Here is a 15,769-nt window from a genome sequence, read left to right as displayed (position 1 = left end):
TCTGTTCCTTATCCTGCCTGTCCGCTACCGGAACCAATCACCACGCCACCACAATCCACTGCCGTGCCGGTGACGGCGATGGGTTTGCCATTCACCAGCACAGAGCCAACACCACCGGCAATGGCCCGTGGGTGCGGCGGGTTGTTGGGCTTGTCATGGGGCGCCAGTGGATCACCTTGACGAGCCACTGGCTTGCCATCTAGGAACACGTCGGGACTGGCAGCTATCACCGGGGTCGGTGGGAAGCCATCGTGGTCGGTGCCAATGTCACCGAGCAGTGCGATAGCGGGGCACATAGTCATTCTCCATATGAGCGGGAAGACGCACAGACATCATCCCTCTGCCCCTGTGCCCGATGGAACGCACCAGGCACAGGCGATTTTGATAAACAGCGGATAAACAGAACAGGCCACAGCACAGGCTATGCCATTTAGCACTGGCGAAATTAGCCAAATAAAATCAAATGGTTAACCTCTTTCGATAGATGACGGGGTTATCCATTCGCAAGGGATTGCGCAAACTGGGCTATCCCCCTACCAAATATTGCATCTGCAGTACAACCCTCTGGAATATGCGCAACCGGTTGCGCATAACAGAGCAATCAGCTACCGGGTAGCCCCTGTTGCAGTTGGTAAAGCCGAATGTTGAGTGCTTTCAGGTCACTCTCCATCCCTTTCAGCTCGGCAGCCGTAATAGGCTCCTGCGACGCTTTGCGCGCCTCCAGTTCGCTCAGACGTAAACTGAACGGGACCTCCTGCATCAGGTTCTTCTGTACCTCGTAGAGCTGAGACTTGAGGTAGGAAATCGTGACCGTCTTGCGCTGATGCTCCAGCTCCAGCAGCTGATCGATCAGGGCATCGACCCCGGCGCGCGCCTCCAGATAGGTCGGAACCCGGTTGAGATCCCCCTGCTGGCCGGCCAGCGCGGTCTGCCACTGTTTGTCGAGGGCCTTGACCGCCAGCGAGTCGGGATAGAGCATCTGCAGCGAATTGCGCAGCCCCTCGCCATAACGGTACCAGTAGAGGGGCGAGGTCTGCTCCAGCCGATCCAGTTGGGCCTGATAACGCGATACCAGCTCGCTCTCCATCCCCTGCAGGGTCTGCTCCCCCAACACGATGCGGGCCTGGCGAATGTCGTCATAACTCAGGGCCTGCGGTAACGCTGCAGCGGGTTGTTGCAACCGTTGCGCCGCGATGACCTTCTCCTGCTGCTGATGTTGCCAGCCAAGCCATCCCATCATGGGCAAGGCGCAGGTGAGCAGGCCACAGCCAAACCAAAACCAGGCCGGCCGCTGTTTGCGGTGCTGCTCAATCTTGAGCACGGTCGGCTTCATCTGCCCCTTCTCGCGCCCCACCAGGATACTGCCCTGAGGCAGGTGCGGGGTTGCCCCGACAGAGGCGCCGTGGTCGCTCTCCATGTCGGATTTGAAGAATACCATCGGCGGGATCTGCAGCTCATCCTTGAGGCCCGGCTCATCGGAGACGATGACAATCTCGGTCTCGTCAAACAGATGGGTGTACCCCTCGATAAAGTGCACCAGATTCTCGACCCGGGGGATGCGGCTCAAACCGGCGTTGTGCAGCTTCTCGCTGATGAGTTGCAGCGCCCGCTCGCAGCGGTAGATCAACCGCTTGTCCTCGTGGCTGATCTGGTACTGGCGGATCACGTCGCTGATGCGGGCGATAAACCAGTCGAGCATCTCGATGCGGGCCCGCTCCTGATGCACCGGTGGCCAGAAACTCTCCCACTGGGTGACGATGAGGTTGGCGAGAAACTCGCACCCTTCGGTAAAGCCGCTCAGCCCCTGAATGCGGGAGCGCGCCAGAGTGAAGTAGATGGCGGTTTGCAGATCCACCCCGTGCTTTTCAAAGATTTGACTGGCAAGCTGATGGATGCTGACCCAATCCACCTCGGGGCGGGAGGCGTGGCTAAGCTTGTTGATCTCGGCGCGCAGCGCCTCATACTCCGGCAACATTCTGGGGTCACGCCCCACTTTCAATGCCTGCTGGCCTTGTTGATTCTGTGACATATCGGATTCCAAAATGTGGGGGGCATGGCGCCCCCCAACATGATCAATAGAGGGATTCAGGCAAGCTGAACTGGCTGAACAAGCCGCCGGTGAAGGGGTTCTGGGCACTGTCGGTATAGACCCGATAGGTCATGGCACCCTGATCCACCGGGAAGCGCACGTCAAAGGTGGCCTCGTTGACCTGAGTCAGCTCCCCCTTGTCCATCAGGCGGAACATGGCCCAGGGACCGACAAAGCCCTCGCTGCGCGGTGAACGTTCGCGGGCAGCCGGTACCAGGGTGATCTTGCTCTCGGCCCCGTCGCGCATGGTGTTTGGCCACACCAGCGGGATCTTGTTGCGACGGCCGTGGGCATACTCCAGCAACTGGCCATCAAGGTTGAGCACACTACGCCGCTTGTTGGCGGTGAGTTCGATGGGCTCGAGGGCAAATTGCACCTCCAGATTGCCCTGCTGGCTGAAGAAGATCTGGCGGATCCGCGCAGCGCGATCCAGCTGTTTGATAAGCTCGGCCTGAATGGGTGAGCTCAGTTCTCCCTCCATCAAGCCCCCCTCCACCATGGGTTTCAGGTTGACCTGATAGAAGCTGTCCAGGGTGCCACCGGGGGCAAAGAAGCGCTCCATCTCGGAGAGCGGCACATCCTTGGCAGAACCCGGGTTGAACGGATAGCGATCCGCCAGTTGGCTGTTGAACGGTGCCAGTACCTTCGCCTGCCACTCCTGATTGAGGGATGACATCGCCAGATCAATCACCAGTTGCGAGCTCTGATCCGCCAGTTGACCCACCCAGCGATTGAGCGGCTCGGGCAGACCACGAGCATATTGCTGCAATGCAAAGACCGGATCGGCGTACTTATTGGTCAAACGCAGTTGCACCGCCTTGAGGGCTGACTGTCCCGGCTCGGTGGCATTGACGATCAGCTCCATATAGTGCTGCAGCTCAATCAGCTTCTGGTTCACTTCCGAAATCAGCGGCCCCTGTTCCCCACGGCCAGTCAAGACGCCATTGGTGGCCATAAAGGGGCGACCGATCCGGGCAGTGATCGCCTGCGCCGGATCTCCTTCCGCATCGGAGATCTTGCGAATACGAGTGTTGTCATCCAGCGCGGCTAGCACCCGCTGGAATGGCTGGTCGTTGCCGGTGATGGCAGAGAGTACATCGAGCGCCTGCTCTGGGCTGGCAAGGGTCTGCACATCCAGATTGGTCAGCAATTTTTGCCACTGGTTGACGTAATCGGTGACATAGCGATCGTTGACCTGACGAGTGATCTCCTTGCGATCCGCCTCGCTCAACTGGCTCAGCTTGCGCTGGCCCAGCACCCAGGCATCCATGGCGGTGAGATCGATCAGCGCCTTGTCCTGTTTGAGGAAGAAATCACTGAACCCGGGCCAGGTCAGCAAACGCGGCACCTGACCAGCACTCTCGTTGCGCAGGGCAAACACGGTGTCGAAGGTGGGGCCCACCTCGTCACGGACATTGAGATCCGGCGGCAACACATCACCCGCCTTCACCACCAGATTCTGATAGACCCGCTGATACATGGGCAATTTGCCCAGTTCACGCTGGGCGCCATACACCGGCTCCTTGAATGGCACAAATGCCGTGATGGCGGCCTGATCCCGGGCGGCGCGAGCAGCGTGCCAGTCGGTATGATCAAGGGCATAGTCAAGATGTCCCATCAACTGCTCCTGGACCGCCCCCTGTCCCGGGAACGCTTTCTGCCAGCGGCTGGCCATATACTGCTCCACCAGCTCCTTGTTGCGACCGGAGGCATCATCGAGCATCCGCATCACCCGCAGGATGGAGAGCTTCTCCTCGCTGCCAGCCGGTGCACGGTTGAGATCCTCCAGCAGCCCCTGCATCTGGGCAGGCAGGAAACGCAGCCCCAGCAGTTGCAGATAGGAACCTTCCACATAGGGGCCAATCTCATCCCCCTGATAGAGACCAAGGTCTGCCACCAGCGGCATCCGTTCGCGGTAGTTGCCAAAAGAGAGGGTTGCCTCGCGAATAAGGTTGAGACGTGGCAACTGGCTGACACCGAAGGCATGTTCATCAGCGACCTCGTTGGTCTCGGTGAACGCTTGCGCCTTGGTCAGTACATTGCGCCCCGCCTCCTCATTGACCCGGTAGAAGTAGTGCCAGCCACCGATCAGGGCCGCCGAGAAGAGAGACAGGCAACTCAGGCCAATGGCCATCCGGCGACGACGATAGAGGGTATGCAGCCGGTTTTCTCCGGCCAGATGGGCCTCGGGGAAGATGATCGAAGAGAACAACTTGCGCACAAAATAGGTGTTGGACTCCCCGCGCAAGGCGGAGTGAATCGGCTCGGGCAAGCTGTAACGCCGGGAAGCGGCCTGAGCAAAGGCATCGAACGGGACACCTTGCTGATAAACGGAGCTGATATAGACGCCGCGCACCAGCAGTGGTTTGCTCTCTTCAATGGTCAGGGTTTCATCGAGCAGGCTGGTCACATAATCCTTGAGACCCGCCAATTGACGGACAAACGAGAAGAGGGCGTTGCGCTGGGCGGCATCGAGCCGGGCCAGCATCATCTCGGGCAGATTGCGGTTGAGATTGTCGACCCACTGATCCCAGAACAGCGCCAGATCCTGCTGCCAGGATTTGCCCTGACTGCTGCCGGGGTTGAAGGTCACCCCCAGCACGGCGTCACGGGCCTCTTTATCCAACTGCTCATAGACCACATCAAAGCCGCGCAGCATATCGAGTTTGGTGAAGGTGACATAGAGTGGCAGCCGGGTATTCATGGTGGCCGACACCTCTTGCAACCGGGCACGCATCAGCTGTGCATACGCCTTGCGCTCGGCCACGCTGGCCGCGGACAGCCATGCCAAATCAACGGTCAGTACCAGACCATTAAGGGGCTGACGACGACGGTGCTCGTTGAGCCAGTTGAGTAGATGCAACCAGAGCCGCTCATGCTTGCGAGCTTGCGGATCCAGCTCGGGCTCGGCTTGTGACAACAGCGCGCCGGCCGGATCCAGCATCACGGCTTGCTCCCCCAGCCAGCAATCGACCAGCTGGCCTTGCGCCACGTCCCGCAGTTCGGTATCGAGCCTAGGATTGAGCTTGTTGGCCGGATTGGCACGGTGGATCAGGCTGCTCTTGCCGCTGCCGGGCAGACCCAGCACCAGATACCAGGGCATGGCGTAGAGCGCCCCCTTGCCAAGGTGTTCATTCAAGGCTTGCAACCAACGATTGAGGAACTGCGCCTGTTTGTCGATGAGCCCTTTGACCGGATCTTGTTCCAGCAGCACCTCATGCTGGCGCTCGGCCTTGAGCTGCTTCATCTTGCGCCATACCCGCCAGGAGAGTACCCCCAGCAGCAACCAGAGCCAGAGCAGGGTAAACACCACCCGCCCCCACAAGGGCTCGAATGGCTTGGCATCACGGATCTCGATGCGAGGCCCCAGCCACCACACCAGGATCAGGGCGACAACCCACAGCACCACACCGAGCAGGGGCCAGGAGGGTTTCAGTTTCGGCAGCTGTTGCCGCAGAAAGGTAAAGATGGTTTTGAACATAAAATGTGATCCAACTCCGACTCAATGACTCATTTCGGCACTTATTTCGGCAAATGGGTGGCATAGGGGGCCAGGCGGCTGACCAACCCGGGCTCCCACTGCGACAACCCGAGGCGATCTGCCTCTTGCCACAAGTGTTGATATTGCTGGCGCGCAAGCGCCTCCATGCCTTCCTGCTCCAACAACTCCGCCTGCACCAGCAAGGCATGGAAGCGGGCTCTTGGCTCTTTCATCTGTGCCATCCGCTCATCAAGCAGGGAGAGCGCGGCGGCAATCCCCTGCTCCCCATGACGCAAGGCGACCTCCTCGGCCAGCTCGGCCTGTCCGCTGCTGCCCCCACTGCTCTTGGCAGGCTGCAACCAGCGGCTGCACTCGGGGGAGAGAAACGGGGAACCATCGCTGAAGGTGAGATCCCGCAGCGCTGGCAGGCGCTGCAAAAACGCATCCAGCTCCGCCATGATCGCCTGCGCCACCGCGCCATATCCCAGCTTCTGGGCTACCTCGGCCGAGAGCCTGTGCCCCTCGAACCAGTAAGGGGCCAGCGTCAGGCTCTGCTCGATGCGCTGCCAAAGCGCCAGATCTGGCGTGCCCATGGCTGCGCGATATTCATCCACCATGTCAACCGACATGGGCGCAAGCTGGGTCTTGTTGCCCTGCGCAGTCACGGGAGGTGTCGTGATACCGGCCCAGATGGCGTGACGACGCAGCCGATAGCCGATAGCCACCTCTGGCTGGCGCTCAATCAGCAGCTCCGCCACCTTGAGCTGGGTCTGTCGCCATGCCCGATCGTTGGAGCTATCAATCTCGACCCCGGAGCCCTTGCTACTGCCACTGAGCACCATGGAGCCCGCCATGCCACTCGCACTGGCGGTGGCTGCAGCAGCGCTGCTTGCAGGTTGACCCCCGGCATCTGCCTGGGCCTGGGCAACCTGTTGTCGCTGGGCCCGCTTCAACCCCATCACCAGAGGATCCAGCAGTTCCCCCTTGTCAGGGCACTGGGACAGCCAGACGGCCTCCAGCTGTTCTGCCTGCGCCAGCAACTGCGCCAGTTCCGCCGCCGAGGCGCTTTCGCTCACCCTCGGCAGGGCCCCCTCAAAGCGCTTGATGATCTGCACCATCAATCGCTGCTTCTGGGTCGCATTCCCGGGCCAGGCCAACAGCCAGTAAGCCTTGATCCAGGCTTCCAGCAAGCTCAGCGCAGCGCCCATCGGGGTCGCCTTGGCGGGATGCTGCAGGCAGCGCAGCAGTTGGGCCAGCACCCGCATATCCTTGGTGCGGCTCTCCAGCAACCCCAGACAGGCTTCGGCGACCGCATTGAGATCGACCTGGCTGTGGGCAAGGGAGCCCAACTTGACCAGCTCGGTCTCCACATAGTCCCAGCGAGGCTCATCGGCCAGCACGGCCCCTTTGATCTGTGCATCCGGCAAGCTGGTGAGCAGACGGCTACACCAGGGGTGTTGATAGCTCATCTTCCCCCCTACCAGCGACACTGTTGGCGCACCGGTATCAGCGCCTCTTTCAGGCCGCTGAGATCGACCCGCAGCAAGGTGCCGTTGGCCGCCTGAACCTGCAATTCACGATGACCGATCCAGCGCTTGAGCTCCTCTATGGCGGGCAAGCCGCGGCCATATTCGAGCAGCCATCCCTGATCCCGGATAAACCAGCTCTGACTGCTGCGAGTCGCTTTTCCATCCAGCGCAACCTCGACACGCTCCCCGCGCCACGGCGCATCCAGCCGCAAGCGAATATGGGTGATGCTGTTGACACAACCGATCGCCAGGGTGGCACCGCGCAGGGCCGGACGGGTCAATACCGCCGTGCCACTCTCCTCATCCTGTCGCAACAGGAAGGGTGAGCTATCCGGCACTCGGGCCAACTCCTGTTCCGCTATCGCCAGCCAGGCCGGAGACTTGGTGCTCTCCTTGTTGCCTGATTGCGTCGCCTCATTGCCAAGGGCGTCATAGCAGGCGAGCCGGATCAGAGGGGATGGCTCGCGACGACACGCTTGCCACTCCGCCATATCGAGGGGAGGCACCGCATTGCCGGTCGCCAGCAGCAGGGGCAACAAACCCATGATGCTCATCAGTTCACCTCCAGTTTCTGGCACTTGTGATCCAGGGTGCGCTTGGGAATATTGAGGCTCTCGGCCACCAGCATGCGATTGCCCTGAAAGTAGCGCAGGCGCGCTTCAATCACCGATGCCTCGTACTGCTGCATGGCCCGGCGCAGATCGCGGATATGGTTGTAATCATCCAGCGCATCGGGCAGCTCGGCACAGACCCGATCCCGCAGCTCCGGCGGCAAGGCGCCAAGCCCCACCTCTTCACCGTGACGGGTGTGAGCACAGGCCACCTCCAGCAGATTGCGCAGCTCGCGCACGTTGCCGGGGAAATCGTAACTTTGCAGTTGCTTGAGAAACTTGCGCTGCAAGCCAGCCAGCCCCTTGTCATCCTGCGCGGCAAACTGGGCCATGAAGTGCTGACAGAGCAGCGGCACATCCTCGATATGCTCGCGCAAGGGGGCGATCAGCAGCAGACACTGGCAGAGACGGTGGTAGAGGTCGGCACGGAATCGGCCCTCCTCCACATGGCGGGTCAGCGGCTGATGAGTGGCGGCGATGAGGCGAAAATCGGAGTGATACTCCTGCTCTGCCCCAAGCGGCCGGTAGCTGCGGGTCTCCAGCACCCGTAGCAGCTTGGCCTGCATGGCGGCGGGCATATCGCCCACTTCGTCGAGAAACAGGGTGCCACCATTGGCCTGCGCCACCAGCCCGGTCTTGTTGGAGAGGGCGCCGGAGAAGGCCCCTTTCTGATAACCGAACAGCTCGCTCTCAATGAGATTCTCTGGGATGGCGGCGCAGTTGATGGCGACGAACGGCTTGGCGGCACGCTCGGAGCACTGATGCACCAAGCGGGCGACCACCTCCTTGCCACTGCCGGTCTCCCCCTGAATGAGCACGGTCAGCTTGTGCTGGCCCGCCTGGGCGATCTGCTCGCGCAAGCCGCGGATCACCGCCGACTGGCCAACCAGCTGATCCCCCAGCAACTTCTCGTGCTGGCGCTGGCGCTCCCCCTCGCCCTTGATCTGACGCAGGGAGTCGCGCAGCACGTTCTGATCCCGGCGACTACGCCCCAGATCGCGGATCAGGGTGAGCTGGTTGCAAAAGACCTGCGCCAGGCTGGCCAGCTCGGGGCGAGCCGCCCACTCCTGCAACACATCGCCACTGTCCATCATCGCCAGCACGGCAAACGGCTTGCCGTTGCCATCATTGAGCGGGAAGGCGTGCAGGCCGCACTGCTGGCCAAGGTTGGCAAGCAGTGCGCGGAAACCGGCGTGCTCAATGCGGGCACCGCCATGGAGGGAATCCCAGGTGCGGGATTGCGCCTTGTGCAGCACATAGGCGAGTGGATGAGAGAAATCATCCACCGCCAGCGCCAGCGCAACCTCCTGCCCCTTGACCCACCCTTTGCACTCCAGCTGGCGGCCGCTCACGTCCAGCATGCCAAGCAGCAGTCCTTTGGGCTGGAAGCTGGCATGGAGGGTCGAACTCCACCAGTGGCAGAGATGTTGTTCATCCCGTTGCGAGGTGAGCGCGAGGGCGAATGCGAGGGCTTGCTCCATGGTCAGCCCTCCACCTCGGCCACAAACTGGTGATCGGCCACCGAGAAGCGTACCCGGTTGATGGGCTCACCGGCCGAGAGGCGCTGCAACAGTTGCAGGGAAACCGGCGGCAACAGGGCTCCATCAATGACGGACTCCAGCATCCGCGCGCCGTTCTCGCTGCGGTTGGCCCGCAGCAGGATCTCCTCGGCCACCTCGCTCTCCAGCACCACCTCGGCACCGAAACGCTCCTTGAGCAGCTTGACCAGCCGGTTGAGTTTGCCACCGACGATCTGCACCAGGGTGTCGTGACCGAGCGGCAGATAGGGGATCACCTCCATCCGCGCCAGCAGGGCCGGTTTGAAGAAGGCAGCCAGCTCAGGGTAGAGCGCATCCAGCAGGTCATCAGTCTGCTCGGCATGATCGACGATGGTCTGGAAACCGAGGTTGGAGGTGAGGAAAAAGACCACATTCTTGCAGTCGATGATCCGCCCCTCCCCATCGGCCAGCTCGCCCTTGTCGAACGCCTGATAGAAGAGGTTGAGCACGTCAGGATGGGCTTTTTCCACCTCATCCAGCAGCACCACCGAGTAGGGTTTCTGGCGAATGGCTTCGGTCAGCACGCCACCCTCGCCAAAGCCGACATAGCCGGGAGGCGAACCGATCAGACGGGAGACGGTGTGCTTCTCCTGATACTCGGACATATTGATGGTGGTGAGATACTGGCGACCGCCAAACATCAGCTCGGCAATCTGCAGCACGGTTTCGGTCTTGCCGACCCCGCTTGGCCCCACCAGCAGGAAGGCCCCCAGCGGACGGCCTGGACGACGCAGATCGGCGCGGGCGGTCAGCAGGTGCTTGTGCAGATGGGCCACCGCCACATCCTGCCCCTTGATGAGCTCGCCAAGGTACTCCGGCAGACGGGTCACTACATCGAGCTCCCCTTGGGAGATGCGATTAAGCGGCACCCCGGTCCACTCGGCGATCACTGCTGCGACCTGAGTCTTGTCGACATGGGCAGAGACCAGTACCTCACCCTGTTGCAGCTCGGCCAGCTCGCGCTCGAACCCGGCAAGCTGCTCGGCAGCCGCTTGCGGATCGAGCGGCGCATCGGCGAGATCCAGCGCTTCTCTGGCCAGCATCTCATCCTGCTGATCGGCCAGCAGGGCGGCACGCAGCTCGACAATCCGATGCACCAATCCCTGCTGTTGCTGCCACTGTGCTTCCTGCTCACGCAGGGTGTCACGGCAGGTCTGCTGGGCCGCTTTCAGTTCTGTGAGTCGCTCATCGTTGTCACCCAGACCGATCAGGCTCTGGCGCTCCAGCTGACGGATCTCCAGCTCACGCTGGCGCAGTTCGTTTTGCAAATGGCTGACGGCGCGCGGCGGCGTGGTGAGGTTGATGGCCACCCGGGCACAGGCGGTATCGAGTACGTCGATCGCTTTGTCCGGCAGTTGACGACCGGAGATGTAACGGGCGGAGAGCTGAGCAGCGGCTTGCAGCGCTTCCTCATCGATCAGCACCCCGTGGGCCTTTTCGTAGATGCTGCGCAGACCGCGCAGGATCACGGTGGCTTCATCTGCACTGGGCTCACCCACTTTCACCAGCTGGAAACGACGCGACAGGGCGGCATCTTTTTCCACGTACTTCTTGTACTCGCCCCAAGTGGTGGCTGCGATGGTGCGCAGCTCGCCACGGGCCAGCGCAGGTTTGATGAGGTTGGAGACATCCAGCCCCCCCGCCTGATTGCCCGCCCCGATCAGGGTGTGGGCCTCATCGATAAAGAGGATGACAGGTCGCACGGCGTCCTTGACCTCCTGCATCACCCCCTTGAAACGCTTCTCGAACTCCCCCTTGACCGAGGCTCCGGCCTGCATGGCGCCAAGATCCAGGGTCATCAGCTCCACATCGCGCAATTTTTCCGGCACCTGGCCTGCGACGATGCGCAGCGCCAACCCTTCGATCAGGGCACTTTTACCGACACCCGCCTCCCCCACCACGATGGGGTTGTTTTTGCGACGACGGGAGAGGATGTCGATCATCAGATCGATCTCGTGATCCCGGCAGAGTACCGGATCCAGGGTTCCCTGACGGGCCTGTTCGGTGACGTTGACAGTAAAGCGGGCCAGCAGGCTGGCATCGGCGGGCAGCGCGGCCTGAGTCGAAGTGCCGTTGGCAGAAACAGTCACTTGGGTCTCTGCAGACTCTTTCACCCACTCGTCGAACTGCTGGCGCAGCAGTTCGCGATTGATGTTGGCAAGCAAACGGGTCACCGAGCCCGGCAGGTAACGCTGGGGAGTCATCAGCAGCACCAGCAGCATGACGCCGCTGCGCAGTTGGCCATGTTGCAGCTCGGCAGAGGCGAGCAGCCAGCTGTCTTGCAGCCACTCCACCAATAGCGGCGAGAAGGAGGGATAACCCTGACCATAACCGTTATCGGCCGCCGAGGGTTGCAGCAGGCTCTTTAACTCTTCAACCTCAACTTCGGCCCGTTTGAGGATCTGACGCACATCGCTGAGGGGGGTCTCCAGCATCTTGAGCAGCAGGTGCTCGATGCGGATCTCGGCGCCCTGATGATTGACACAGAGGGCCGCAGCCTCCTCCAGCATGTGACGGCAGATGGGGTTGAGTCTTTCCACCAGTACCGGTAGCTCTATACGAATCAAGGCGTGCTCTCCTTAAGTATTTATTTTAATAATTCGCCCAGTTGACGCAGTACGTCCTGGGTCTGGTTATTGAGTTGGTGGTGATAGAGGCCAAAGATGATGGCCAGGATCAACGCGCCGCCCATAAACAGGGTGCGCAGGGAGACTTGCTTGCGCAGCTGGTAGCGAGACGCCTGCTGACCGAGATCGAGATGAAACACGCTGGGTGCCTCACCGCCACGTTCGAGTGACAACTGTTTGTGCAATTGCTTGACGATCCGTTCAAACTCGTCACGGCCCTGGCTCATCACCTTGTAGCGCCCCTCAAAACCGAGGCAAAGGCAGAGATAGATGAATTCCAGAATGTCGCGATAGCGCACCGGATCTTCCTGCAGACGCGACAGCAGCACGAATACCTTCTCGCCCCCCCAGGTCTCGTTGTGAAACCGGGCCAGCAGGGAGTGTTGGGACCATTCGCTCTGGCTGCCCCAGTCGCGCCCCATCACAGCCTCATCGATGAAAGTACAGAGGATGTAGCGAAACGAGAGGACGACGCCATTTTCGTAACCCTGCGCCATCAACTCCTGCTCGATGGCCTGGATCTCGGTCACCACCCGTTGATAAAGCTCGGGCACCCGGTCGTAGCGCGACAACAGACGCACCCGCTGTACCAGTCCCAATAGCGGGGTCACCGCATCGATCATCGGGTTGATACTCTGGCCACGCAGGCGGAACCAGTAGTCCGAATCCATGTCCAGCTGCTCGGCGTGATCGAACAGCAGGTCGCTCAGTTGTTCGTTGTTGATAATGTCCGTGGTCATCTCTGCTTGTTTCCTTGATGCGATCACTGGCTACGGATGGCCCAGAGCTGCATGTCGAGCTCGGGGAAATCGCCGGCAATGTGGAAGGCGAGCGTGTTGCTGACCGCCAGCATCTGCCAGGCTGGGCTCTGACGGTCGAGCTGGAAGTAGCTGTAACCGGCGTGATAGGGCAACTGGCGCGGCGCCACCGGCAGCGGCAACAGCGGGATACCGGGCAACTGCAGGCTGATGAGTTCGCGGATCTTGTCGCTCGACGCCACCTTGGTCTGCTGCAGCAACTGTTTGCGCAGCTGCTCTTGCGGCATGCGGGCACGCACTGCCAGCACGAAGTCGGCGCTCTGCATCAACTCGCTCTCGTTGACCATGGCCACCATGACGCCGTACTGGTGCTTGCGCAGCTGGATGGAGACGGCACGTGGCGACAGCACGGTACTGAGCGCCTGACGCAGGGCCAACATCACCGGCTCGAAGCTCACCTGCTGATCGTCATGACGATAAGCGGGGAACTCGGGGGGCAGACGGGACTCGTCGGTAAAGGTCATCAACTCGCCACAAAGCTGCACCAGCGCCTCGTGCAACCGCTCGGGGTGCAGGGTGCCAAGACGCGCCAGATGGGAGAGCTGTGGCTGAGCCCGGTTGAGCAGCTGTAGCATCATGAACTCGGCCACATCGGCCACCCCCTGCTGTCCCGGCGCAGCGATGCGCTGGGAGAGGCTGCGAGCCCGCTCGGCCACGAGGCCAGCCGATTCGCCGAGGAAGCGCTTGAGGGTCGGAATGGCAGAGACACTGATACTGCAAGGCATGAAGTTGGGATCCAGCACCAGACCGCCATCCGGGCGCTTGTCCAGAATGCGGGCAATGGCGAGGGACGCGTAGGCACTGCGATCTTCCCGCTCCAGCATCAACCGCAAGCTGACCCGACCCACTTCGAGGGAAACCACGTCCCCCCCTTCACTGTGCAGATCGCGCACGTCGTGGCGATGGGCCTGCAAACGGGTGGCGACCTGACCGCCCTGATTGACCTCGTTGACCCCGCTCACCGAGAGCGGCAGCGCCAGATAGACCTTCTGGTTGGCCACCGAGGCATCGGTGATCTCCAGCGGGGTCGGCAGCACATCATCGTTCGGAATGTTGAAGACGGTGCCGTCCGGCAGGATACCGGTGGCCCCCACCAGCGCGATGCGGCCAAAGCCGAGGTAATCCTCGTTGATGGCAAGCGACTGCAACCCGTAGAAATAGTCGGACAGCGCGCTCAAACGCGCGTGCAGCGCGTAATCTGAATGTCTCTGTTGTTGCTGGAAGTGCTGGGGCTTGATAAAGAGCCCTTCACGCCAGATAACCCGATTTCGACTCGACATGATTATTCTTCTTCTTTTTGTAGTTCCACTTCATCCAGGCGCAGGTGCACCAGAATTTGATAGGCCGTTCCCTTGCTCTTGACCTTGATGACCTTGCGCCACTCGGCGCTGTCCGGATCGGCGTACCGTGCAATCACGCCGATGTAACGGGTCTTCTCGTCAAGCTTGACGGGGGGCAGGTATTTGAACTGGCCGGGCAGCAGGGTGTAGTCCTGATGATCCAGATAGTTCTTGCCAAGGGCCTTCTCTACATCCGCCGTCACCTGGTCATAGTCAGTAGCGAGCAGCTTGGAATCTTCAGCCAGCAGCACCACCTGAAACTCGATGGGTGCCGCCTCCCCGCTCTCGTTGGGGTTGACATCAGGTTCTGCCAACAGGCTGAGCCCCAGGGTGGAGGGTTGGTCATCGTTGCTCCCCACCTGAATATCCGGGTTCATGGCCACATCGGCCATCTTGCCCATGGTGGTACAACCGGCCAGGGCCAGCAGACAGGCCCCAAACCACAGTGCACGTATCATCAAATCAGTCCCTGTTGCTGACGCACGGCCTGGTCATACGCCTGGGCGTAGACCTGATGGAACAGCTTGTCGAACCCCTGCTGACGGGCGGAGGTGAGCTCGCGGTAGTAGTGCTGGTACATGTTCCAGGCCCAGCCTTCATCGGCCACACCCGGGGTACCGGTACGACGGTAGTGCTCGAAACGACCAAGCAACGCCTCGGGCGAGAAGGCCTGCAGGATGCTGTCGAGCGCAGCGCCAATAGCCTGCTGGTTCGCCACGTGGTGAATGCGCACATTGCGCAGACTCTCGGCCACCGCAGCAGGCGCGGTCAGGTGCACCGGGCTCTTCTGCTCGGCAAACATCACCGCCAGGGTCTCGTCATAATCGAGACCAAGGCGCAGCGGGTTGTCCTCGATGGGGCGCAGGTGCTTGTCTGCCAGCGCAGCCTGATCGCTTTGCAGTTGCAGCAACCCCTCCACCATGGCACGCACTGTCTTGCCCATCTCTTCGAGCATATCGTGGGCCTGCTGGGTGTCTTGCAGCTGCAACGGCTGGCCCAGACCACGCATCAGCGGGGTCAGGGCGACGTGATCAACGCCCTCCAGTGGCTGGAAATCGGGGTGGTTCTCGATGGTGGGCATATCCAGAAATTCTTGGTTCATGGTGTTCTCGACGGCTGAAAATGGAGCGAGGGATACGGTGTCCATATCCGGTTGAAACTGCGGTTGAGCCTGCAGGCGAGCATCCACCAACGGACTCGGGGCCGCACGCTCCTGCTGCAATGCCAGCAGGGGGTCGACCGCCAGGGCCTGTGGATCATCCAGGGTCTGGGTGTGGTGAGGCTCGCTGGCCAGCCACTCATCAAGCTGCTCGGTCGGACGGTTGCCCAGCACCTGCTGCAAACTCTGCTCGGGAGAGATGGCACCGAGATAGGCTCTCAGGCGAAAAGGGCCGACAATCAGCTCGTCACCCTGCTCGAGGTTGACCTTGCGAGCCCGCCCGATGGGCGAGGTGGCACCATTGATGTAGGTCTGGCCGCTGAGATCGCACAGGCAGAAACGACCGTCATTGAGCTCGATGCGGGCATGGGCTGGCATCACCGCCCCCAACCTGTCTCGCAGTTGCCAGTCATCCTGTTCGGAGGAGCCCAATGTTCCCCCCATCTCGTCGAAGCGATATTGCACCTGCTGGCTGCCGTCGAGCTGCTCGCTGTTGAGCACCACCAGAGATAGTTGCTGGTTAAAGTCGTCCACATTCACTCCTGCACGTATTCCT

At 61.1% G+C, this 15,769-nt stretch carries 11 protein-coding genes; all 11 read right to left on the bottom strand.

The window, feature by feature from the left end:
• Positions 1 to 8: 8 nt before the first annotated feature.
• The 11 genes from ACTG2B_RS08690 to tagH all read right to left on the bottom strand — a co-directional run bounded on the left by ACTG2B_RS08690 (position 9) and on the right by tagH (position 15,747).
• On the bottom strand, positions 9 to 296 hold the full coding sequence (locus ACTG2B_RS08690; RefSeq protein ID WP_019444936.1) for a type VI secretion system PAAR protein: 288 nt from the start codon (positions 294 to 296) through the stop codon (positions 9 to 11).
• Between the two features lie 305 nt (positions 297 to 601).
• On the bottom strand, positions 602 to 2,029 hold the full coding sequence (locus tag ACTG2B_RS08685; RefSeq protein WP_439995527.1) for a VasL domain-containing protein: 1,428 nt from the start codon (positions 2,027 to 2,029) through the stop codon (positions 602 to 604).
• Positions 2,030 to 2,072: 43 nt separating this feature from the next.
• The gene (tssM, locus tag ACTG2B_RS08680; protein ID WP_139459568.1) at positions 2,073 to 5,570 is read right to left on the bottom strand and encodes a type VI secretion system membrane subunit TssM; all 3,498 of its coding nucleotides are present in this window, start codon (positions 5,568 to 5,570) and stop codon (positions 2,073 to 2,075) included.
• 41 nt (positions 5,571 to 5,611) lie between these two features.
• Positions 5,612 to 7,039, bottom strand: coding sequence for a type VI secretion system protein TssA (gene tssA, locus ACTG2B_RS08675; protein ID WP_429200581.1), 1,428 nt, complete (start codon positions 7,037 to 7,039; stop codon positions 5,612 to 5,614).
• A gap of 8 nt (positions 7,040 to 7,047) precedes the next feature.
• Positions 7,048 to 7,653, bottom strand: a complete 606-nt coding sequence (gene vasI, locus ACTG2B_RS08670; RefSeq protein WP_429200582.1) for a type VI secretion system-associated protein VasI — start codon at positions 7,651 to 7,653, stop codon at positions 7,048 to 7,050.
• Complete coding sequence (locus ACTG2B_RS08665; protein ID WP_019444941.1) at positions 7,653 to 9,191, bottom strand: sigma-54 interaction domain-containing protein; 1,539 nt, start codon at positions 9,189 to 9,191, stop codon at positions 7,653 to 7,655. Before ACTG2B_RS08665 ends, vasI begins: the two co-directional genes overlap by 1 nt.
• 2 nt (positions 9,192 to 9,193) lie before the next feature.
• Complete coding sequence (gene tssH, locus ACTG2B_RS08660) at positions 9,194 to 11,836, bottom strand: type VI secretion system ATPase TssH (RefSeq protein WP_439995526.1); 2,643 nt, start codon at positions 11,834 to 11,836, stop codon at positions 9,194 to 9,196.
• A 20-nt stretch (positions 11,837 to 11,856) separates the two neighbouring features.
• A complete protein-coding gene (gene icmH, locus ACTG2B_RS08655) occupies positions 11,857 to 12,636 on the bottom strand; it encodes a type IVB secretion system protein IcmH/DotU (RefSeq protein ID WP_019444943.1) in 780 nt (259 codons plus the stop codon).
• Between the two features lie 23 nt (positions 12,637 to 12,659).
• The gene (gene tssK, locus ACTG2B_RS08650; RefSeq protein ID WP_021230534.1) at positions 12,660 to 13,994 is read right to left on the bottom strand and encodes a type VI secretion system baseplate subunit TssK; all 1,335 of its coding nucleotides are present in this window, start codon (positions 13,992 to 13,994) and stop codon (positions 12,660 to 12,662) included.
• Positions 13,995 to 13,996: 2 nt separating this feature from the next.
• Entirely contained in the window at positions 13,997 to 14,512 is a 516-nt protein-coding gene (gene tssJ / locus ACTG2B_RS08645) for a type VI secretion system lipoprotein TssJ (protein ID WP_019444945.1), read from the bottom strand.
• Positions 14,512 to 15,747 (bottom strand): type VI secretion system-associated FHA domain protein TagH, encoded by a 1,236-nt coding sequence (gene tagH / locus ACTG2B_RS08640; protein ID WP_429200584.1) that lies wholly within the window; start codon positions 15,745 to 15,747, stop codon positions 14,512 to 14,514. Before tagH ends, tssJ begins: the two co-directional genes overlap by 1 nt.
• Positions 15,748 to 15,769: the final 22 nt, after the last annotated feature.

This window comes from Aeromonas sp. 30P, assembly GCF_051919805.1.
Classification (GTDB): domain Bacteria; phylum Pseudomonadota; class Gammaproteobacteria; order Enterobacterales; family Aeromonadaceae; genus Aeromonas; species Aeromonas veronii.
Note: the sequence above shows the minus strand (reverse complement) of the source record. Positions and strands in the feature narration are given on the sequence as shown.

Excerpts from the sequence above, each read along its gene's own strand:
- tssM (WP_139459568.1), bottom strand. The coding sequence starts at position 5,570 with ATGTTCAAAACCATCTTTACCTTTCTGCGGCAACAGCTGCCGAAACTG.
- tssA (WP_429200581.1), bottom strand. The coding sequence starts at position 7,039 with ATGAGCTATCAACACCCCTGGTGTAGCCGTCTGCTCACCAGCTTGCCG.
- ACTG2B_RS08690 (WP_019444936.1), bottom strand. The coding sequence starts at position 296 with ATGTGCCCCGCTATCGCACTGCTCGGTGACATTGGCACCGACCACGAT.
- ACTG2B_RS08685 (WP_439995527.1), bottom strand. The coding sequence starts at position 2,029 with ATGTCACAGAATCAACAAGGCCAGCAGGCATTGAAAGTGGGGCGTGAC.
- tssJ (WP_019444945.1), bottom strand. The coding sequence starts at position 14,512 with ATGATACGTGCACTGTGGTTTGGGGCCTGTCTGCTGGCCCTGGCCGGT.
- ACTG2B_RS08665 (WP_019444941.1), bottom strand. The coding sequence starts at position 9,191 with ATGGAGCAAGCCCTCGCATTCGCCCTCGCGCTCACCTCGCAACGGGAT.
- icmH (WP_019444943.1), bottom strand. The coding sequence starts at position 12,636 with ATGACCACGGACATTATCAACAACGAACAACTGAGCGACCTGCTGTTC.
- tssK (WP_021230534.1), bottom strand. The coding sequence starts at position 13,994 with ATGTCGAGTCGAAATCGGGTTATCTGGCGTGAAGGGCTCTTTATCAAG.
- vasI (WP_429200582.1), bottom strand. The coding sequence starts at position 7,653 with ATGAGCATCATGGGTTTGTTGCCCCTGCTGCTGGCGACCGGCAATGCG.